This window comes from bacterium, assembly GCA_023382385.1.
Taxonomy (GTDB): Bacteria; Electryoneota; RPQS01; order RPQS01; family RPQS01; genus JABWCQ01.
The window spans coordinates 352,610-373,266 of sequence record JAHDVH010000001.1 but is presented as its reverse complement, the minus strand read 5'-3'; the positions used below and the strand labels follow the sequence as shown (position 1 = coordinate 373,266).

20 protein-coding genes are annotated in these 20,657 nt (G+C 51.1%); all 20 read left to right on the top strand.

All coding sequences use genetic code 11. The annotated features are described in order from the left end of the window. Position 1: 1 nt before the first annotated feature. The 20 genes from lpxD to KJZ99_01590 all read left to right on the top strand — a co-directional run bounded on the left by lpxD (position 2) and on the right by KJZ99_01590 (position 20,657). Positions 2-1,045, top strand: a complete 1,044-nt coding sequence (gene lpxD, locus KJZ99_01685; GenBank protein MCL4304606.1) for a UDP-3-O-(3-hydroxymyristoyl)glucosamine N-acyltransferase — start codon at positions 2-4, stop codon at positions 1,043-1,045. Beyond that, positions 1,038-2,432 carry a bifunctional UDP-3-O-[3-hydroxymyristoyl] N-acetylglucosamine deacetylase/3-hydroxyacyl-ACP dehydratase gene (locus KJZ99_01680; protein MCL4304605.1) on the top strand — a complete coding sequence of 465 codons (1,395 nt, stop codon included), beginning with the start codon at positions 1,038-1,040 and terminating at the stop codon, positions 2,430-2,432. The genes lpxD and KJZ99_01680 overlap by 8 nt, the downstream gene beginning before the upstream one ends. A 6-nt stretch (positions 2,433-2,438) precedes the next feature. Beyond that, positions 2,439-3,245, top strand: a complete 807-nt coding sequence (lpxA, locus tag KJZ99_01675) for an acyl-ACP--UDP-N-acetylglucosamine O-acyltransferase (GenBank protein ID MCL4304604.1) — start codon at positions 2,439-2,441, stop codon at positions 3,243-3,245. Beyond that, positions 3,242-3,991, top strand: a complete 750-nt coding sequence (locus tag KJZ99_01670) for a hypothetical protein (protein MCL4304603.1) — start codon at positions 3,242-3,244, stop codon at positions 3,989-3,991. Before lpxA ends, KJZ99_01670 begins: the two co-directional genes overlap by 4 nt. After that, entirely contained in the window at positions 3,988-5,172 is a 1,185-nt protein-coding gene (gene dxr / locus KJZ99_01665) for a 1-deoxy-D-xylulose-5-phosphate reductoisomerase (GenBank protein ID MCL4304602.1), read from the top strand. The genes KJZ99_01670 and dxr overlap by 4 nt, the downstream gene beginning before the upstream one ends. Then, a complete protein-coding gene (locus KJZ99_01660; GenBank protein ID MCL4304601.1) occupies positions 5,166-6,218 on the top strand; it encodes a M50 family metallopeptidase in 1,053 nt (350 codons plus the stop codon). The genes dxr and KJZ99_01660 overlap by 7 nt, the downstream gene beginning before the upstream one ends. Before the next feature lie 3 nt (positions 6,219-6,221). Continuing rightward, the gene (locus KJZ99_01655; GenBank protein MCL4304600.1) at positions 6,222-7,595 is read left to right on the top strand and encodes a tetratricopeptide repeat protein; all 1,374 of its coding nucleotides are present in this window, start codon (positions 6,222-6,224) and stop codon (positions 7,593-7,595) included. 636 nt (positions 7,596-8,231) lie between these two features. Then, entirely contained in the window at positions 8,232-9,188 is a 957-nt protein-coding gene (locus KJZ99_01650) for a glycosyltransferase (GenBank protein MCL4304599.1), read from the top strand. A 20-nt stretch (positions 9,189-9,208) separates the two neighbouring features. Further along, complete coding sequence (locus KJZ99_01645) at positions 9,209-10,396, top strand: HAMP domain-containing histidine kinase (GenBank protein MCL4304598.1); 1,188 nt, start codon at positions 9,209-9,211, stop codon at positions 10,394-10,396. Next, positions 10,393-11,448 (top strand): endolytic transglycosylase MltG, encoded by a 1,056-nt coding sequence (gene mltG / locus KJZ99_01640; protein MCL4304597.1) that lies wholly within the window; start codon positions 10,393-10,395, stop codon positions 11,446-11,448. The genes KJZ99_01645 and mltG overlap by 4 nt, the downstream gene beginning before the upstream one ends. A gap of 2 nt (positions 11,449-11,450) precedes the next feature. Beyond that, positions 11,451-13,673 carry a UvrD-helicase domain-containing protein gene (locus tag KJZ99_01635; GenBank protein ID MCL4304596.1) on the top strand — a complete coding sequence of 741 codons (2,223 nt, stop codon included), beginning with the start codon at positions 11,451-11,453 and terminating at the stop codon, positions 13,671-13,673. Beyond that, positions 13,670-14,524 carry a carboxylating nicotinate-nucleotide diphosphorylase gene (gene nadC, locus KJZ99_01630; GenBank protein MCL4304595.1) on the top strand — a complete coding sequence of 285 codons (855 nt, stop codon included), beginning with the start codon at positions 13,670-13,672 and terminating at the stop codon, positions 14,522-14,524. The genes KJZ99_01635 and nadC overlap by 4 nt, the downstream gene beginning before the upstream one ends. Before the next feature lie 238 nt (positions 14,525-14,762). After that, the gene (locus tag KJZ99_01625; protein ID MCL4304594.1) at positions 14,763-15,497 is read left to right on the top strand and encodes a DUF4921 family protein; all 735 of its coding nucleotides are present in this window, start codon (positions 14,763-14,765) and stop codon (positions 15,495-15,497) included. 127 nt (positions 15,498-15,624) lie between these two features. Continuing rightward, complete coding sequence (gene rplM / locus KJZ99_01620) at positions 15,625-16,047, top strand: 50S ribosomal protein L13 (GenBank protein MCL4304593.1); 423 nt, start codon at positions 15,625-15,627, stop codon at positions 16,045-16,047. Between the two features lie 21 nt (positions 16,048-16,068). After that, complete coding sequence (gene rpsI, locus KJZ99_01615) at positions 16,069-16,461, top strand: 30S ribosomal protein S9 (protein ID MCL4304592.1); 393 nt, start codon at positions 16,069-16,071, stop codon at positions 16,459-16,461. Positions 16,462-16,586: 125 nt separating this feature from the next. Then, a complete protein-coding gene (gene rpsB, locus KJZ99_01610) occupies positions 16,587-17,459 on the top strand; it encodes a 30S ribosomal protein S2 (GenBank protein MCL4304591.1) in 873 nt (290 codons plus the stop codon). Between the two features lie 30 nt (positions 17,460-17,489). Then, the gene (locus KJZ99_01605; GenBank protein MCL4304590.1) at positions 17,490-18,365 is read left to right on the top strand and encodes an elongation factor Ts; all 876 of its coding nucleotides are present in this window, start codon (positions 17,490-17,492) and stop codon (positions 18,363-18,365) included. A 15-nt stretch (positions 18,366-18,380) separates the two neighbouring features. Further along, positions 18,381-19,103 (top strand): UMP kinase, encoded by a 723-nt coding sequence (pyrH, locus tag KJZ99_01600; protein ID MCL4304589.1) that lies wholly within the window; start codon positions 18,381-18,383, stop codon positions 19,101-19,103. Beyond that, entirely contained in the window at positions 19,100-19,657 is a 558-nt protein-coding gene (gene frr / locus KJZ99_01595; GenBank protein ID MCL4304588.1) for a ribosome recycling factor, read from the top strand. The genes pyrH and frr overlap by 4 nt, the downstream gene beginning before the upstream one ends. Before the next feature lie 16 nt (positions 19,658-19,673). Then, a complete protein-coding gene (locus KJZ99_01590) occupies positions 19,674-20,657 on the top strand; it encodes a bifunctional hydroxymethylpyrimidine kinase/phosphomethylpyrimidine kinase (GenBank protein ID MCL4304587.1) in 984 nt (327 codons plus the stop codon).

Genomic DNA, 20,657 nt, shown 5'->3' with positions numbered 1-20,657 from the left:
CGTGCCAACGATCACGGCAGCACAACTTGCCGAATTGGTCGGCGGTACCCTCTACGGCGACAGCGAACGCGTACTGCGTTCTGTTGCACCATTGGAGCATGCTTCATCTGACAGCGTGACGTTTCTGGCAAACGTCCGGTACGCCGCACTGCTAAGCGAGACGGCGGCAGGTGTTGTCCTCGTTTCATCTGGTGTGAGGCGTGATCAAGGTGACGTGATCGAAACGGCAGACCCATATGCAGCATTTGTGAAAACTCTGGTCTACTTTCATCCGGAAGTGGAACACGGTGAAGGCATTCATGAATCGGCAGTAATCGCTGACGATGTTCAAATTGGTGCAAATGTATTGATTGGCCCTTGCTGCGTGGTTCAAAGAGGGGCTAAGATTGGCGATAATTCGCTCTTGGAAGCTGGCGTATTTGTTGGGGAACAATGTGTCATTGGAAACAACTGTCGAATACATCCCCATGCGACTATTCGCCATCATGTTCAGATAGGGAATCGTGTGACGATTCACTCCGGCACTGTTATAGGAGCAGACGGGTTTGGTTTTGCTTTCGAGTCAGGCAGATATCAGAAAATTCCACAGATTGGGACCGTGATCATCGATGATGATGTTGAGATTGGAGCAAACACCACGGTGGATCGTGCCACGATGGGCGAGACCAGAATTGGAGAAGGCACGAAGATAGATAACTTGGTGCAGATTGCACACAATGTCAGAATCGGTCGACACTGTGTCATTGCAGCGCAAGCCGGGATTTCAGGCTCCACAGTCTTAGGCGACTACTGTCGCGTCGGCGGGCAGGCGGGATTTGTCGGTCACTTGAAGATTGGGGACGGTGCGGCATTCGGCGCTCAAAGCGGAATTTCACATGACGTTCGGCCCGGCGAGGTTCTGTCAGGGAGTCCAGGCAGGCCACATAGTGTCTGGAAGAGAATTGAGGCCGCGCTTCCGCGTTTACCAGAGTTGCTCAGGCGCGTACGCCGGTTGGAGGAACGAGTCGGAATAGGAAGCGGAGAAAAGGAGCGAGAGCGTGCCTGATAAGCAACGAACCATTGCGAATGAGATCGCGATATCGGGAATCGGGTTGCATACAGGCAAGCCCGTAAGTATGACCTTTAAGCCGGCTCCCGAGGGCCATGGTATTGTGTTTCATCGAACTGATATTCCTGGATCTGCCGCGATTCCAGCGCTTGTTGAGTACGTAACAGATATCGCGCGGGGAACGGTACTTGGCAAGGATGGAGTGCGTATCCATACCGTTGAACACGTTTTAGCGGCGGTTGCCGGATTGCGGATAGACAATTTGCGTATTGAGTTGACCGACGAGGAACCACCTGCCCTGGATGGCAGTGCCGGGCCTTTTGTAGAAGCCTTGCTCCGAGCGGAAATTGTTGAGCAAGAGGCTGAACGCGAGTACTTGGATCTCGAAAAGACTTTGACTTACCATGATGACAAGAACGCTATAGACATCGTAATTGTACCCTCTTCCGAGTTTCGTATCACGTATATGATTGACTATCCGAACACGGAACTTGGGACTCAATACACTTCGATGTACTCAATTAGTGAGTTTGTAGAAGAGTTTGCTCGGTCCCGGACGTTTTGCTTGCTCTCCGAGATGCGCGCTCTAAAGGATCGAGGTTTGATTAAGGGAGGTTCACTTGACAACGCAGTTGTCTTTGTGGACCAGGACTTGGGCGAGAACGAGTATGAAGAGCTAAAGTCAGCTTTTGGTTATCGTGGGGAATTGAATCACAACGGCGCGATTCTTGGGGGCGTAGAGTTGCGTTATCCGAACGAGGCTGTAAGACACAAAACTCTCGATTTGGTCGGCGACTTAGCGCTCGTAGGAGTTCCTGTGCGCGGCCATGTGCTCGCTGCTCGCGCAGGACATGCCTCACATGTTGAGGTAGCAAGAATGTTGCGCCGACTTCTTGAGGCCCAGCGAATTGCCCGCCGCTATGGCGGGAAAGGAGGCAGAGGTTTCGTCTTTGACTCTGAGGCAATTGAGCGGCTACTTCCGCATCGTTACCCAATGCTGATGGTCGATCGTATTCTTGAGTTAGTGCCTTCCGAGCGAGTCGTTGGAATCAAGAATGTGACCCGAAATGAACCGTTCTTCGATGGACATTTCCCAGGACGTCCTGTAATGCCTGGTGTTTTGATCGTCGAAGCGATGGGGCAAACCGGGGGTGTCTTGCTGTTGAATTCAGTCGAGAATCCTGAGAGCAAGCTTGTTTATTTTACCGGCCTGGATAATGTCAAATTTCGTAAGCCAGTGACGCCCGGCGACCAAGTTCGATTCACTGTCGAGATGTTGTTGTTCCGGCGCGGCATCTGCAAGATGAAGGGAACTGCTCATATAGACGGTGCCTTAGTTGCAGAAGCAGAAATGACTGCAGCAGTTGTAGATAGAGAGGGATAGCAACGAATGCCAATTATACATCCACATGCGTCGGTATCGGCTTCAGCGATCATTGCAGATGACGCAAGAGTAGACGCTTTCGCAGTAATCGATGACGATGTCGAGATTGGTGAGGGGTCGTGGATCGGCAGTTCGGCTCGGCTCTTTTCTGGCGTTCGGATTGGAAGAAACGTCAAGATCTCGCCAATGGTTTCACTTGGTGGAGAGCCGCAAGACAAGAAGTTTGGTGGCGAGAAGACCCGTGTGTATATTGGTGACGATTCTGTTCTCAGGGAGTTTGTGACTGTAAATCGGGGAACGGCCGCCACAGGAAGGACAGTTGTTGGCGCGAACTGCCTCATCATGTCTTACGCTCATATCGCGCACGATTGTGTGGTTGGGGATCAAGTAATACTTGCCAACGGGGTGCAGCTCGCTGGACATGTTCATGTTGATGAATGGGCGATTCTCGGTGGACTGGTACCAGTTCATCAATTTGTACACATTGGCAGGCACTGCATGATTGGAGGAGGGTTTCGCGTCCCCAAAGACGTGCCCCCTTATGTTCTCGCGGCTGGCCAGCCCCTTGCCTACAGAGGACTCAACGTCATCGGTTTGAGAAGAAGGGGTTTTAGCGCGGAGCAGATAAAGACAATTCGAGATATCTACCACTTGCTGTATCGATCAGGACAAAACACGAGCCAAGCAGTCAAGAGGATACTCGACCTTCATGGTGATTCAGAGTACGCAGCAGAGCTCGCCGAGTTCATCAAATCATCCAGACGAGGGCTTATGCCGGGGAGGTCACATTTCAGCCAGGAGGAGCTTCTGTGATTCTGGAGATTTGCCATGACGGCAGGTTACCCGGTCAGTACTTGATGGAGCGAGACCAGAAGGATCTGGAAGCGGCTGCTTCTAACTCTATGGGACCTTGTTTGAAGGTCTACGAGTGGGACGTGCCGACTTTGTCGGTCGGGTTTCACCAAAAAACTGACAAGTTGGACTTGGATGCGCTGGCTAATAGTCAGGTGCCGCTTGTCCGACGACCTACTGGTGGCGCCGCTGTACTGCACAGTGAAGAATTAACTTACGCTATCGTGATTCCGAAAGTGCCAGAATTGCGAGCGGGGGCCTTGTTGCAAGAGTATGTTGGACGCTCTATAGCGTCAGCACTGAACGAGATTGGCGTTTTAGCTGAACTTGATGAGCGTGGTGAGGCGTTGGCTCCGTTGGAAAACCGTACGTCTTGTTTTGTGCGAACATCACGATGGGAAGTTGCTGTAAGGGGTAAGAAGATTGTTGGAAGTGCGCAACGGCGTTTGGGAGATGCCTTGTTGCAGCACGGTTCGATATTATTAGGCGATGACCACTTGCGGATATCGGACTTTCTTGTCGTTAAGTCTGAGTCGGAAAGAGAGATGCTGAAGCGGAGACTTGAAGCAAAGTCTACATGTGTGAATCGCGAGATTGGACCGCAAGACTTGCGTGAACCGTTGAGGAAAGCCCTTGCGCAGGCTTTTACTTATCATTTCGGAGATTTTCTCCGCTCTATTAGTATTCGGAGTGTTCCTGTCGCTTGAAGCGGGTGCTGATTCAAGGAGCGACGGGTTCAATTGGCAGATCCGCATTGTCAATAGCGGCCGAACAACATGATCGCCTGAAGTTGGTTGGTTTTTCTTCTTCACGTCGCGTCTCAGAATTGCTTGAGACCGCGCGACAGTGGCGACCACAGAGTTTGGCTATCGTACATCTATCAAGCGAGAATGTGTTTGCCCTGCAGGCAAAGAGGCTCGGCGTCGCAGAAATATTTGTCGGAGAGGACGCTCTCGTACAGCAGGCTGGACAGAGTGATTACGACATTCTGCTGAATGCCGTGTCAGGCTCTTCCGGAATAATGCCAACCATCGCAGCGTTGTCGCGTGGAAAGGATGTTGCTCTTGCAAACAAAGAGACGCTCGTTGCAGCGGGTGAAGTAGTCGTAAAGTGTGCGCGTGATAACGGCGCTAATCTTATTCCAGTCGACTCCGAGCATAGCGCGTTGTTTCAATGTTTGATTGGTGAGGAAGTGGCGTCCGTCAAACGGTTGTGGCTTACCGCATCAGGCGGGCCGTTCTGGGGCTGGAACTCTGCGGAGTTGTTAACCGTTACACCAAAGACGGCACTTGAGCATCCCACATGGGTGATGGGACCCAAGAATACTGTTGACTCCGCGACGTTATTCAACAAAGGTCTTGAAGTTATTGAAGCTGTGATGCTGTTTGGCATGCCGGTTGAAAAGATTAGAGTGATTCGCCACAAGGAGTCTGTGATTCACTCACTTGTGGAGTTTTGTGACGGGAGTTTCAAAGCCCAACTCTCGCGCCCTGACATGCGACTTCCAATTTTGTATTCGCTAAGCTACCCTGAACGCTGGGAAAGTGAACTGGTGAACTCAGATCCTGCAGCATTTGGGGCGTTACACTTTGACGAGATTCGCATTAGCGATTACCCTTGCCTTGAATGTGCCTTCCGTGCGATTGAAATGGGTGGTATTGCGCCTGCTGTCCTCTCGGCGGCAGACGAGGTAGCTGTTCAGGCATTTCTGGATGAAAGAATCAGATTTGACCAGATAGCTATTGTGTTAAACGAGTGCTTAGACAAGGTGACGGGAGGAAGCGGAGGAGATCTTGAGTCGATCATGAGAGCGGACAGTAGCGCCCGTCGTGTTGGCATGTCGGCAATAAATCGTTTGGCTGCCGGTTCTTCAACCCCACTATGCTGATAACCATTCTATCGTTTGTAGCCGTTGCGGGCATAATAATAGCTATTCATGAGCTTGGGCACTTTCTTGCCGCCAAGCTGACGGGCATGCGCGTGAAGAAGTTCTCGATCGGTTTTCCCCCACGAATTTTCACCAGACAAATTGGTGAGACTGAGTTTTCACTTTCCTGGATTCCGCTTGGCGGGTATGTGCAGATTGCAGGTATGGTCGACGAATCCATGGACGGCGAGGGGATTACAGGTGCTCCGGATGAATTTATGTCAAAGAATGCTGCACAGAAAGTGTTTGTACTCTCTGCGGGTGTTCTTATGAATTACCTAACTGCTATTGTCATACTAATCAGTTTGACACTGACTATGGGCATTCCGGAAGTCAACTTGCCGGTCATTGGTGAAGCGATCGAAGGGAGACCGGCCGCAATTGCCGGTCTATCAGCCGGAGACAGAATCACTTTGATAGACGGGAAGGCTGTGGAGAAGTGGGAAGATGTCGTGCAATTAATCACCTCTTCCAAGGATACGGTGTTTCTAACGGCTGTACGTGATGGCCTAAGTGTTTCTTTTGCGGTTCCGACAGAAGTGATAGCGGCTGGAGATTCCTCTCGCCGCGTGATTGGAATTGCGCCCAAAGTGGAATTTCGCGATGCGGGGATCGGCGAAGCCGGTAGCTCAGCGTTCATGTTTTGTTGGAATACAACCAGAAACCTTGCGGGCTTCATTGGCGATCTAATTGGTGGTAGAGGGAGCCTTTCGCAGCTTTCGGGACCAGTGGGTGTCGCACAGTTGTCCGGTCAAAGCGCCAGGCAGGGTGCCGGCGAGTTTCTGTTTTTTATCGCGTTTGTGAGTGTGTCAATCGGCTTCTTGAATATCCTCCCGTTTCCGGTGTTGGACGGCGGTCACATCGCTATAGTACTGATTGAAGCAATTATTAGAAGACCTGTCCCAACGAAGACGAAGCTCGTGATTCAGCAGGCCGGAATGATAGCACTACTCTTGCTGTTGGTAGTGGTTTCCTACCACGACATATTGCGGTTGATTGGCGGGTAGTCTGTGAGTACTTTCTTCGCGCGAGCCACGAGTGCTGTCCTGTTTTCGTTATTGTGTATCGGACTGGCTTGGGCCGATGAGAGTGAGTTAAACTCAAGAGCACTTGAGCAGTTTATTCGCGGAACGACAGCCGCACAACAGGGGAATACATTCGAAGCCTGCTTCTTCTTTGAGGAAGCACTGAGACTCGATGCGAGTTCACCTTTCCTGTATGTAGCTTTAGCAGAACAGTACATTCAGCTTGCGCAACGCACAGAGACGACAGAGTCGTTTGACCGCGCCGAATCCAGGCTAAAGCAAGCCTTAGAGCTTGATCCCAATTATGCTCCAGCACTTGAGCTAATGAGCCGATTGCTTTCGGCGCGTGGGAAAGTGGACGAAGCACAGCGAATGGTCGAGCATCTTGTCAAGTCTTATCCAGATGAACGGAAGTATAAGATCGACCTATTGACTTTGTCACTCACTAACGGCAGATTTGATCGTGTGGACGAAATGTATCGTGAGCTATCGCCGGATTCTGCACGAGACTCTGACCTTGCTCGACAGGTGGTCGCAATCTATCTGATGTCAGGCGAGACGGAGAGAGCATTACCATACATGGAATCCCTTGCCATTGATGACTCTCTGAGTGCCCCAGTTGCATACACGCTTGGTACTTTATATTTGCAGACAGGCGATACGGCCCGCGCTTTGGTTGAGGTCGACAGAGCACTTTCATTGGATTCCACAGATTCACGAACTTGGTATCTTAAGCTTGTTATTGAGTTCAATAAGGGTGATTTTGCGCAGGTCTTGAGACTTGCTTCGGCAGCAAGAACGGCGGCCCTTGAAGATGCTCGGTCTGCGAATCTTGAGGGCTTGACGCAATTGCGTTTGGGGGACACCACCGCAGCAATTGAGCGATTTCAGCGTGCTTTAGATATTGATTCAACGCTTTACTCTGCGGCTGGCAGCCTTGCCGTTCTATATGACGCGAGAGACAGTACTGACTTGTCTGTGAACTATTACGAGCAAGCTATCAGCTTCTCCGATAGTGCGGCGATTTACTTGAATAACCTGGCTTATACACTTGCAGTGCGTGGAATTGAGCTTGAAAGGGCTCTATTCCTCGTTGAAAAAGCGCTTGAAACTGAGCCTCTCAATGCTTCGTATCTCGACACTAAAGGATGGATCTACTACCGAATGGGGCGATTTGAGGATGCGGAAATCTGGGTAAGAAGGGCACTAAAGCTTGATCGTACGAGTGCTCCAATTCTCGAACATTTAGGCGATATTCATTCGGCGCTTGGAAAGAAATCGCTGGCCCGAAAGTATTGGCAGCAGGCACTGAAATATGATCCAAACTTGACGACGGTCAGGGAGAAACTTGCTCCTTAGGGGACTGTTACTTTCTTGCCTGATTTTTGTCGCTGCATGCGCTGTGAGAAGTCCTCTTGCGCGATTTGAGCAAATGAAATCCGCCTCAACTCGCCCGGCGATCTTTTCAGAGTTGCTTATGGAACCGAGCCAAGCGGCAGCGACTATTCGTCTGAAGGCCCCTGGGCTTCGCGGTAAGGCACGCGGAATAGTCAGGCACGCGGGGGGGGGAAACTACCTCGTTGAGCTCTATGGGCGGAACGAGCTCTTCTTGAAAGTGTATTTTACATCGAGTCAAACGGTCCTTTGGCCATCTGCAGGAATGCCGCGATTTTTCTGGCCCAATGAGATACCTACACTAAACAGTACCGTGCATTCAAGACTTCCGAATTGGCGGCTTGACGATGTCTTGCCTGTGCCGCTGATTTCGCAACAATCTGACTCCTTATTTAAAGAGTACGAGTGGGCGACCGACTCCAAGAATAGAGTTATGGCGAGAATCAGCAGACCCGGTTGTTCGCCACTTCTAAAACTCTATGAAAAGAAATCCGGCAGAATAGCATTCCCACACAAAGTCGTTACTCTTAGTAATGAAAGCGGATCATCGAAAGTGATCTGGTCGTTAGAACCTATCACACGCAAATAAGGGCGCTTCGTATGAGTACACCGCAGATTAGCGTCGTGATTGCCCTCTTCAACGAAGTCGAGTCGTTGCCGGAGTTGCATAGACAGTTGTCCGTTACGTTTTCTGAGCTCGGCAAGACATATGAGTTGCTTTTCATTGACGACGGTAGCAGAGATGGATCTCTCGAGTTCTTGAAAAAGCTTGCGATGTCTGATTCGCACGTTCGTGCTATTTCACTGCGACGGAATCAAGGGAAGTCTGCGGCACTCGCTGTCGGATTTGACGCGGCGCGAGGTGAGCGGGTAATTACTATGGATGCGGATTTACAAGACAATCCTGCGGAGATTCCAGCCCTACTTGCGAAATTGGATGAAGGTTATGATCTTGTATCAGGCTGGAAGAGGAAGCGCTACGACCCACTTAGCAAGACGTTACCGTCCAAATTCTTTAACGTAGTCACGAGCTGGGTGTCCGGAATCCGGCTGCATGACTTCAATTGTGGCCTAAAAGCTTACAGGCAAGCTGTTGTCAAGGATCTGTTTGTATACGGAGAACTTCACCGCTTTCTGCCAGTTCTTGCTCACAAGATGGGCTATCGCTGCACAGAGATCCCCGTCGTTCATCGAGCGCGGCAATTCGGAAAGTCCAAGTTCGGAATGAGCCGTTTTTTGAATGGGTTTCTTGATTTGCTTACAGTCGTATTTCTGTCTGGTTACAATCGCGCACCATTGCATTTCTTTGGATCACTTGGCCTGATTTTTGGACTGATAGGATTGGGTATTAACGGTTACCTTACCGCACTGAAATTGGCAGGTCAGCCAATCGGAAATCGACCGTTGCTCTTTCTCGGCGTACTATTGATGGTTATCGGTGTTCAGTTTTTTTCATTTGGCCTTATCGGAGAAATGCTGACACACGCCAATGAGCGGCAACGCACTTATCCCGTCAAGTACGATAGTTCCCGTGACTCTACTCCTTTAAGCAGTTAATAGATCTTGTCGTGAAGTTGGTGAGCAGGATTCAATCGCGACACGCGGGGACGTTCAAAGGCGTCCTTTTTCTTGCAGCCCTTGTCTTGGTCATTTCCGTGCTTGCCTACTCTCAATACTTGGTTAGTGAACTGAAAGAGAGCACCCGCAAGTCGTTGACTCAGAAGATTGCCACCTATTCTGCACTTATTCGGAGCGATAATCCTGAGTTGATTGGTTTCGCGCTTGAGCAGATCCAAGACGTTGAGTTTCCGATCATCGTTACGGATGACCATGGCAGGCCTAAGCTGTGGAAAAATGTCGGCATCGAATCCGGGGACACCAGCCGCGAAGCGCAGACGCAACTTGCCATGCTCGTGCGAAGAATGGATGCTCAAGGAAACACCGCACTTCCGATCTTTGTCTCTGAGCAGTCGACGGACTGGTTTCACTACGGTGACTCCGTTGTGATTCAGCAGCTTCGCTGGTTGCCGTGGATAGAAGTGTTAGCTGTAGCTCTCTTCATATTTGTTGGATATCTTGGTTTCCAAAACATCCGCCGTAGCGAAGAGAGGATGGTTTGGGTGGGGCTTGCAAAGGAAACTGCTCATCAGTTGGGAACACCTCTTACGTCGCTCATGGGATGGATCGAGCTGCTCAAGGCTGAAGGTCGTGATACTCACACCGTTAGCGAGATGGAGCGTGATCTTGCAAGATTACAACGAGTCACTGCACGATTTTCTCAGATTGGGTCACATACACCGCTCGTCTCGACACGCGTCAGACATATCGTGGAAGAGGCCGTTGACTACTTTCGAATGCGACTCCCACGCGGGGAAACTGCAATCGAGTTAGAGGTGCAGTCAATAGCCGACCCGCACGTCATGCTGAATCCCGAACTCTTTGGCTGGGTTTTGGAGAATTTGATACGGAACAGCATAGACGCCATGCGATCGACCGGTGGGCAGATTCGAATAGTGTGTGAGGAAACCGCCACATCCGTTATTGTTGATGTGCATGACAGTGGTGTTGGCATCCCTGCTCGAAGCCGCCGTGATGTTTTCCGTCCGGGTTATACAACAAAGAAGCGTGGATGGGGTCTTGGACTTTCCTTATCACAAAGAATTGTTGAAGAGTATCATGGAGGCAAGCTAAGCATAAGAGAGTCGACACCAGGAAAAGGAACCGTCATGCGCATTGCGCTTCCAAAGGGGTCGGAAAAGTCGTGAGTGCCCGAGCATGGAGAATTGCGCGCAGTTTCGGGATTCTGCTTGTGATTCTCGTCGTTCTTGCTGCACTGGAAGTGGGTTCGCGCCTGTTCCTTGAGGGTGCCGCGGTTCAGGGTGCACGACGCGAGGTTGTCGTGACAATTCCGCAAGGATCAAGTCTTGATGAGATTGCAGGCATACTCTATCGCGAGGGACTGATAGAGCATCCCAGATTGTTCAGCCTCGCTGCGCGCCTGCTGAAAGCAGACACAAAGTTGCGGGCTGGTACTGTAAAGTTGTCACTCGGGCAGTCATTGGTAGAGTTGATTCAATCTTTATCAACGGCAAAGGCTGTAGGGCTTCCGGTGACGATTCGCGAAGGCCTTGTGAGCAGTCAAATTGCAGAAATCCTGTCAAGGGATCTTTCCATAGACTCCGCAGACTTTATGCGTGCCGTCTTTGATTCAGCTTTGGTTCGTCAGTTAGGGCTAAGTGCTCCTTCATTTGAAGGCTATCTTTTCCCTGATACCTATTTTTTCACCGGAAGTGAGACTCCTGCGAGAATCATTGAAAGAATGGTGGCAAACTTCAGGGTGAAATTGCCGGCAGATACGGAAGCGAGGCTTTCAGAGTTGGGGATGTCGCTGAACGAGATCCTAACTCTTGCGAGCATCATCGAGTGGGAGTGCATGATATCGAGTGAAGCGCGTGTCATCTCGTCAGTTTATCACAATCGACTTCGTCGAGGCATGCTTCTGCAGGCGGACCCGACTGTTGCATATGCGCTGGGCAAAGGGCCCTCTCGACTTTACCTCAGTGACCTTAGAGTGGATAGCCCCTATAACACATACAAGTATGTTGGACTACCTCCCGGTGCAATTAACAATCCGGGAAAGCGTTCGATTGAGGCGGCACTTCGTCCTGCACAGACATCCTACCTGTTCTTTGTCGCACAAGGCGACGGCACCCATGCATTTACGGCGACTTTTGGTGAGCACCTTCGTGCAAAGGAGAAGCTTGATGAGTTACGGCAGGTCCCTTCTCAGGATGTAGACGCTGGAATTCAGGGATAACTTTGAGTCGGAAAGTCATACAGTCGTTTTTATCGACTCTAAACTCTGCGCAGGCAGATGCGGTCAAGTCGTCGCTTGGTCCAACGCTGGTGTTGGCCGGTGCTGGATCGGGGAAGACGCGCGTACTTACTGGCAGAGCATTGTATTTGATCCACGAGCAAGAGGTAGTTCCGTCTTCCATAGCAGTCATGACGTTCACCAACAAAGCTGCACGTGAACTTCGTGATCGACTAAGGCAGGCTCAGGCAGATGCGAGTGAGTCGGAGTCGCCTTGGGCCGGAACATTCCATGGGTTTTGTGTTCAGCTGTTAAGGCATTTGGGTCATCGTGCGGGCCTCTCACGAGATTTCACGATCTATGATGAAGAAGACAGTCTGAGAACTGTGACAGAAATCCTTCGAGATCGGGGTATAGCGCGGGAAGGAGTTACGGCGAGGCACGTTCGAAGCATAATATCTAGAATCAAGAACGGCAGCAAAGTGGATACGCGTCAACCAGTAGTACGTGTTGCTGAAGAACTGTACGACGACTATTGCCAACGGCTCCGACTCGCGAATGCATATGACTTTGATGACCTGTTGTTGACACCTTTGGAACTGATGAGAAACAATGCGGAGTTTCGCGAATCTCTTCAGCGTCGCTACGATCACGTTCTTATTGATGAGTTTCAAGATACCAATGCCGTGCAATTCGAACTTGCATGCCTGATTGCAAAACCTCAGGACAACATTTTTGCCGTAGGCGATGATGATCAGAGTATTTACAGCTGGCGCGGAGCAAATTATCGCAATATCTTGGATTTCTCGAACAAACTTAGCAATGCAAAAGTGTTTCGATTGGAGCAGAACTACCGTTCAACTCAGCCAATTCTTGAAGCAGCCAATGACGTCATCTCCGAAAGTCTTCATAGGCACGAAAAGAGACTCTGGACTGCTCGTGAAAGTGGCGACAAAGTCACGCTTAGAAGTTACTCGCGGCCGGCAGACGAAGCCAATGAAATCATCGGAGAGGTCGAGTTTCTTCGCGAAAAGCGTGGAATCAACTACAGTGATGTAGCGGTTCTCTTTCGAACAAATGCCGTCAGCCGTTACTTCGAGGAGGTGCTCGTTCAGCAGCGGATTCCCTATAATGTGATAGGTGGCGTACGTTTCTACGAACGCAAGGAGATAAAAGATCTCATCGCGTACCTGCGTGTGCTCGCGAATCCTCTTGATGAGCAGGCTTGGCTTAGGGTCTTGCGCGAGCTTGCACAAGGGGTAGGCGCTACGACTATCGAGAGGATTGTAGGTGCAGCAAGAAGTCGACCTGAGAGCTTGTCTCTGCTGATGGAAGAGGAGTTCCTGTCTGTGCACACAAGCGGTGCTCCTCGAGCTAAGGCTTGCGATTTCATTGGCCGACTCAAAACTCTGAAGGCAAGGTTGAGTGAGTTAAGCGTTTCCGAAGTTGTTGATCAGGCTCTGGAGTCGAGTGGAATTGTGAGCAGTTATGAGAGTCAAAGCGATGAGGACGCCCGCGAGCGCATGGAGAACCTTCGACAATTCGCGACGGGCGCATGGGAGAGAACACAGGCAAACGCAGCCCTATCACTCGCAGAGTTTCTAAGTGAGCTTGCCCTTGTTTCGGATATTGATGAGTTAGAAGATCTCCAGGAAAGGGTTACCTTGATGACGATTCACGCTTCGAAAGGACTTGAATTCAGAATTGTGTTCGTTGCAGGACTTGAAGAGAATCTGCTCCCACACTTCCGTAGCTTGGAGTCCGTTGAATCAATTGAGGAAGAACGTCGTTTGTTGTATGTCGCGATGACGCGGGCAATGGACCGACTTTACTTGTCATATTCAGAAACACGGCCGATGAATGGCCGTTTAGAGTTCCAGTCTCCTTCACGCTTTCTTTCCAGTATAAGAGTCGAGCACTTGCGAGGAACGGGTGTTCCCAATCGGCTTTCATCGCATTACGCAGTCTCTGATGAAGCGGAAGGGGACAATCTTTGGAAAGTTCAGAATTATGCGAGGGTTGCAGAAGTCAGCATTCAATCGCGAGCGACTTCCACTTCAGGGATCGACTTTCGAATAGGTGATGTGGTTGAGCATTCTGAGTTTGGTATCGGGACAGTGACTGCTAAGTCAGGGGACTTGGATTCATTAAAGGTTCGTGTCGCATTTAGCGGATATGGCTCAAAACTCCTTGCCGTAAAGTATGCAAATTTGAAGAAACTCTCATGACAGTAGAAACAGAAGATATTATCAGGCTGGCGATCGAGGAAGATCTCGCTGGAGACATGATGGATGTGACGACCGATTGGCTTGTCGATCGAGAGTTGCATGGGGAGGCATGGATTGAGGCACGCGAAGACGCCATCATCGCGGGCCTTGATGTGGCACGTCAAGTCTTTCACAGCATTGATCCAGACTTAAAGTTCACGTCTTTGTGTGCAGACGGAGATCACGTGCGACCGCTCAATCGCGTCGCATCTGTCTTTGGGCGAGCCGTTTCCATTCTGAAGGCTGAACGAACTGCGTTGAATTTCTTGACGCATCTGTCCGGAGTCGCGACGAAAACGGCAGAATTGGTGCATCTTACGCGACCCTATGGAACGAAAATTTGGGCAACGCGCAAGACAACTCCCGGTCTGCGCAGACTGGAGCTTGCAGCAGTACGGGCAGGAGGCGGTGATACATATCGTGAAAGCCTGTTTGACAGAGTACTGGTAAAGGACAATCACATTGGCATCATTGGCGGCATTGAAGCGCTGAGTCGTAAGCTTGACATCAATGGTGAACTCGATCCCCGAATCGCAGATGGAAAGGTTGAGGTAGCAAGTCTGTACGAGCTTGAGATCGCCGTGCGCATGGGTTGGAAGCGGATTCTGCTTGATAACTTCGCACCTGAGCAGGTACGGGAGGCTGTTGAGCGCTATGCGACGGATGTCGAATTGGAGGCGTCTGGTGGTATCACAACTTCGAACATCCGCGCATTCGCGGCCACCGGTGTTTGCGCTATTTCAATCGGGCAGTTAACGCATTCGGTGCGATCCGTTGACTTCGCTCTGGAAGTTGACTGGTCGGTCGCGTAGCCTGAAGATGGCAGAGTTTCGGATCGATCCCCTGAGAGGACATACTGCGCTCGTCAATGACCGACGCGGACATCGGCCCTCAGAGTTCTCTGTAACCATCGATACTGCTAGCCCATCGGTTTGCCCGTTTTGCCCTGGTCACGAGCAGCAAACTCCGCCTTCAAGTGAGCAGGATCGAACCCAGGGCTGGAGCTGGCGGCTCTTTCCCAACTTGTACCCTGCAGTAAGTGAAGATGCTATGACCACTATGCAGGGCGATGGAACATGCACATCCTTTCCCGCTTTCGGTTATCACGAAGTACTAGTCGAGACTGATGAACACCATGGCCGCGCGGACGAGTATGCCACAAATCGTTGGCTGGATGTGATGTGTATTTGGCAGAGAGGCTTGCGGCGATTCTATGGAGACTCGCGTGTTCGTTATGTTCACATCTTTCGCAACCAGGGTTACCGTGCCGGTGCGACCATCGTTCACCCGCATCAGCAGCTTGTCGCCTTGCCTTTTGTTCCCAACCAAGTTTCAGAGCGGATCAGACGGATGGGCGTGTGGACAAGTTCAGGCTGTGAGCATTGCAACTGGTTGAAAGCAGAGTTGCAGACGCAAAAGAGGGTGCTGGAAGAATCTCGTGAAGCGGTGGCACTCGCCTGTTTTGCTCCGCGGTTTCCATTTGAGTGGCAGATAGTTGGACGTGCTCATCAGCGCTTTGACGAATTGGATTCGGACAGTCTCAGTTCCCTTGCAGGAATGATTTTGAGCGGATTGTCTGCAATGAGGAACGCGGTCAATGACCCGGACTTTAATCTAATCTTGTTTTCCACACCGCCAGATATTCCCGATGTCAAGCCGACTTGGGCGATCGACATCTTGCCTCGGATTGGTACGCAGGCCGGTTTTGAATGGGGAACAGGTGTTCATATTGTCTCAGTTCCTCCTGAGGAGGCAGCAGACTTGCTTGCAGATCATTGGCGATAACTTGTTAAAGCTATAATAATTAATAGTATATATATTCTGTCAGCGAGGTTATGTTGTTATATGGCACTTGACATTCTGAGTCCTGTGCACTAAATTTCAAGACTTTGCACGTAAAGGATAAATCGATATGTCAACTTTTCACGCCCGTCCGCAAACAGCTGAACGCAACTGGGTTGTTGTGGACGCCCAAGAGCAGATTCTCGGGCGCCTGAGCAGCCGAATTGCCTCAATACTGCGCGGCAAGAACAAGCCGCAATATACTCCCCATGTGGATACGGGAGACTTTGTCGTCGTTATCAATGCCGACAAGATTCGCGTGACTGGAAATAAGCTGGATACAAAGACCTATTTTCGCCATAGTGGATTCCCCGGTGCTGAGACGCATACTCCCATGCGAAAACTGGCGGAAAAGCATCCGGAGCGGATTATCTATCTCGCTGTAAAGGGAATGATGCCGCGTACTCGCCTTGGCCGCAAGCAGTTGCGTAAATTGAAGGTTTACGCTGGTGCAGAGCATCCGCATTCGGCTCAACAGCCCGTCGCAGTCTAAGTCTTAACACAATATAGAATCATGAAAGATTCCCGAATTTACGCTACTGGCCGCAGGAAAACTGCGATTGCCCGCGTTTGGCTTGCCCCCGGCACCGGCAAATTCTCTATCAATGGTAAAGACGTCCTTGGCTACTTCAAGCGCGATGTCCTGCAGATGTTGATTGAGCGGCCCCTCATTGTCACTGATACCCTCGGCAAAGTCGACATCAAGGCGACCGTCATAGGAGGTGGCAAGTCCGGTCAGGCAGGCGCTTTTCGATTGGGTATTAGCCGTGCGCTTACAATCCTGGATGAAGCGCATCGCCCCATTTTGCGACAAAATGACTTGCTGACGCGCGATCCTCGTGAGAAGGAACGCAAGAAATATGGCAAGCCTGGTGCCCGCAAGAGCTTCCAGTTCTCAAAGAGATAACATTTTAGCTGCGTCGCTGCGGCGCATTCACTACCGCTCGGTCTGATCTTGAGACGGGTGTCTCCTTGAAAGGAGATTCACTCAAGAGACGACGGCCGGGTTGCGAAAAACCCACAGGAGACTTCATGTCACGTGTTACCCTGCAGCAGTTACTGCTTGCCGGTGCTCATTTCGGGCACCTTACCCGCCGCTGGCATCCCAAGATGGCGCCGTATATCCTTATGGACAAGAACGGTATCCATCTTGTTGACCTTCGCCAAACTCAGACTGCCCTCGAACGCGCTTGTGCCGCCGTTTCAGAAATAACGGCCAACGGTCAGCAATTACTGATGATCGGTACCAAGAGTCAGGCCCGTGAAGCCATCTCCTCGGAAGGCAAGCGTGCCCAGACTCCTTTTGTCGTTGAACGTTGGCTTGGCGGTATGCTCACGAACTTCGCAACGATCCGTCAGGGTGTTAAGACGATGGAGTCGATTGAGCGTATGATGACTGATGGTACCTTCGAGAAGATCTCGAAGAAAGAGCGCTTGATGAAACAACGCCAGCACGAGAAGATGATGCATACGCTCGGCGGTATCCGCGAGATGCGTCATTTACCCGGTGCGATTTTCGTTGTCGACATCATGCGCGAAAAAATTGCTGTTGCGGAAGCTCGCCGGCTTGGCATCCCGGTTATCGCGATTTGCGATACCAATGTTGATCCGACCGTTGTGGACTTTCCGATTCCTGCCAATGATGATGCCTTTAAATCCATCGCACTCATTACTCGTGCGATTGCAGAAGCGGCGATTGAGGGAATTGCAAGGTACAAGGCGAACGCTGATTTAAGACAGGCGCAAGCCGATGTGGAAGCCCGCGAACTTGAGGCTACGGGTGAGGCGCGACGTCGCGAACGGGAGCATGGCCGTTCGGAACGTGGCGATCAGGGTGGTGCACCACGACGACGTCGAGTTCGCCGTCCGCAAGACGAGCAGAAGCCAGAAACGGCTTCAGAGTAATTCAACAGAATAATACGAACGGAGATAGTTGTGTCCGAAGTGACAATCAATGCAGCAGACGTCGCGATGCTTCGCCGTGAAACCGGCGCAGGCATGATGGACTGCAAGAAAGCTCTTGCTGAAGCTGGTGGTGACCGCGAAAAGGCTCTCGAAATTCTGCGAAAAAAAGGACAGGCCGCGGCAGAAAAGCGTGCTGAGAGGTCCGCAGATGAGGGGGTTGTCGCTATTGTTTCGTCAGAAAACGGTAGCGCTGCTGCAATGGCAGAAGTGCGTTGTGAGACTGACTTCGTTGGCCGCAATGAAGAGTTTCGCGTATTCGCAAAGGAACTAGCCGCGTATGTCTTGAACTGGTCAGACGGAGAAAAAGGAAGCGTAGAAGCTCTTAAGTCTCAGAAGTTTGGCGGTTCGACCGTTGGCGAAACGCTGACGTCTATGATTGGCAAAATCGGAGAAAAGCTCGAGATTGCGCGAATCGGCAAACTGGTTACTGCAAATGGCTTTGTAGGATCCTACGTCCATTCGGATAACAAGTTGGGTGCTCTGGTTGCGCTGGAAGGTGTCAACGGATCGGCTCCTGAGATTCAGGCCCTGGGCCGCGATTTGGCGATGCAGGTTGCTGCATCGGCCCCTGACTTTCTTACCAGAGATGAAGTACCTGCTGATAAGATCAATGCTGAAACCGAACTTGAGAAAGACCGTGCACGACAAGAAGGCAAGCCTGAGCCTGCCGTTGCCAAGATCGCGGAAGGGCGCGTGAACAAGTGGCTGGCAGGTATTGTCCTGCTCGAACAGCCGTTCATAAAAGAACCCAAGATGATGGTCAAGGATGTCGTTGCCGCTGCCGAGAAGTCAGCGGGCAATCCCATTAGTGTGAAGTCGTTCATTCGTTTCCGTGTTGGCGCGTAGCTGATCTGAAGTGTAATGTTGCGCTATCCAAGAGTTCTCCTGAAGTTGTCCGGCGAGGCCCTTGCCGGTGAAGGAGCGTATGGTATTGAAGCAACAACCTTAGGTGCTATGGCAGATGAGCTTGCCGAGGCCTCCCGCCTAGGCGTTGAAATCGGAATTGTCATCGGGGGTGGCAACATATTTCGGGGACTGAAGGGCGCCGCTACAGGGATGGACAGAGTTGCCGCGGATCAAATGGGAATGCTCGCGACGGTGATCAACAGTCTTGCATTGCAGGATGCTCTTGAAAAGCGAGGGCTTGACACAAGAGTCCAAAGTGCTATTCCGATTCAGACAGTTGCCGAGTCATTTATTCGACGGCGAGCAATGCGTCACTTGGAGAAGCGACGAATCGTAATCTTCGCTGCAGGAACTGGAAGCCCGTTTTTCACAACCGATACGGCTGCGGCATTGCGGGCCAAGGAGATCCGCGCAGATGTGTTGCTTAAGGGCACGAAAGTCGATGGAATATATACTGCCGATCCGGTCCTCGATGCGACAGCCACAAAGTATGACAGAATTACGTATATGGAGTTTGTCGAACGTCAATTGCGAGCGATCGATTCAACTGCTGTGACGTTTTGTATGGAAAATAGTATTCCCATCCAAGTCTTTAACTTTAAGATTCGCGGCAACCTGCTCCGCTTGCTGACAGGCGAGCCCATCGGAACGTTAATCGCGAATCCAGCCGCCGCATGATTAAGGAAATTCTTGCTGACTGCGATCTAAGGCAGAAGCGTACAGTTGAGGTGTTGCGACAGGAGTTGACGCGCATTCGCACTGGCAAGGCGTCCGCGGGTTTGGTTGAGCCGGTGAAAGTTGAGGTGTACGGCACTGAAATGCCGCTTTCGCAGGTGGCCACCGTCACAACTCCGGACGCTCGGACGATAATGATTCAGCCTTGGGATAAGAGCACACTGGGAGCGATCGAGAAAGCGATCCAGAAGTCGGACTTGGGATTGAACCCGAATAATGACGGTCAGCAGATTCGCTTGTCGCTTCCTCCCCTTACTGAAGAGCGCCGCAAAGAACTCGTAAAGATCGTCAAGAAGTACTGCGAAGACGCCAAGACGGCCGCGCGCAATGTTAGACGTGATGCGAATGATCATGTCAAGCGGCTTGAAAAGTCCCACGAGATTTCTGAGGATCAGTCCCGCGATGCTCATGACGAAATCCAGAAGCTAACCGATAAGCATATCAAGGAGCTGGATCATCTCCTTGAGCTTAAAGAAAAGGAAGTCATGGAGATCTGAGGCTCGCCTCGGCTTTATGATAACTTCAGCAAGACTCTTTGAAATACTTGCGCGTGCGAAAGCAAAGCGGGTTGCGGTGGTCGGCGACTATATGCTTGATCGTCACATTCAAGGCTTGGTGAGACGCATTTCACCAGAGGCACCCGTGCCGGTAGTCGAGATTGATGACGAGAGAAGCAGCTTGGGTGGCGCCGGGAACGTAGCGGCCAATCTTGCATCATTAGGGATTCAGGCAGTAGTGTTTGGGATCTGCGGTAAGGACAGCGCCAGCGACCTTCTGCTCGAGCATCTTACCGCGTTTGGCTGTGATTGTTCAGGGCTGATTGAAATGAGCGGCCGCCGTACAACTGAAAAGATCCGGGTTATTGCCCACGACCAGCACGTAGTTAGGGTCGACCGTGAAACCGTGCATCCGTTGGAGAGTAGTGAAGCTGAGAAGTTGCTTGGCGCGCTTGAGTCCTCGCTATCTTCTCTGGACGCGATTGTACTGCAGGACTACAACAAAGGTGTGCTGACAAGGCCCGTGATAGAGCGCACGATGAAATTGGCCGGCAAGCGGGGCATTTCTGTTGCCGTTGATCCGAAGTTCGAGAACTTTTCGGTCTATAGAAATGCCCACTTATTCAAGCCGAATATTAGGGAAGCTGAACGCGCTCTAGGCGTCTCAGTTTCGGATGAGACATCCTTGAATGAAACGTGCAATCGATTGCTCGAAATGCTTTCTCCTGATGTTCTCATGCTCACTCGCGGCGAAAAGGGTATGACTATCTGTACGAAATCGGAGCGAACGACTATCCCGACTCATGCAAGGAGCGTCGCGGATGTCTCCGGTGCCGGTGACACGGTAATCTCAACTTTTGTAGCTTGCGAATTGGGCGGTGCAGGGATTATTGAGGCAGCAACGATTGCAAATGTTGCCGCAGGGATAGTGTGCGGGCAAGTCGGTGTTGTGCCGATTGTGACACATCAGTTAAGCTCTGCGCTAGATCGCGCAGTCTAA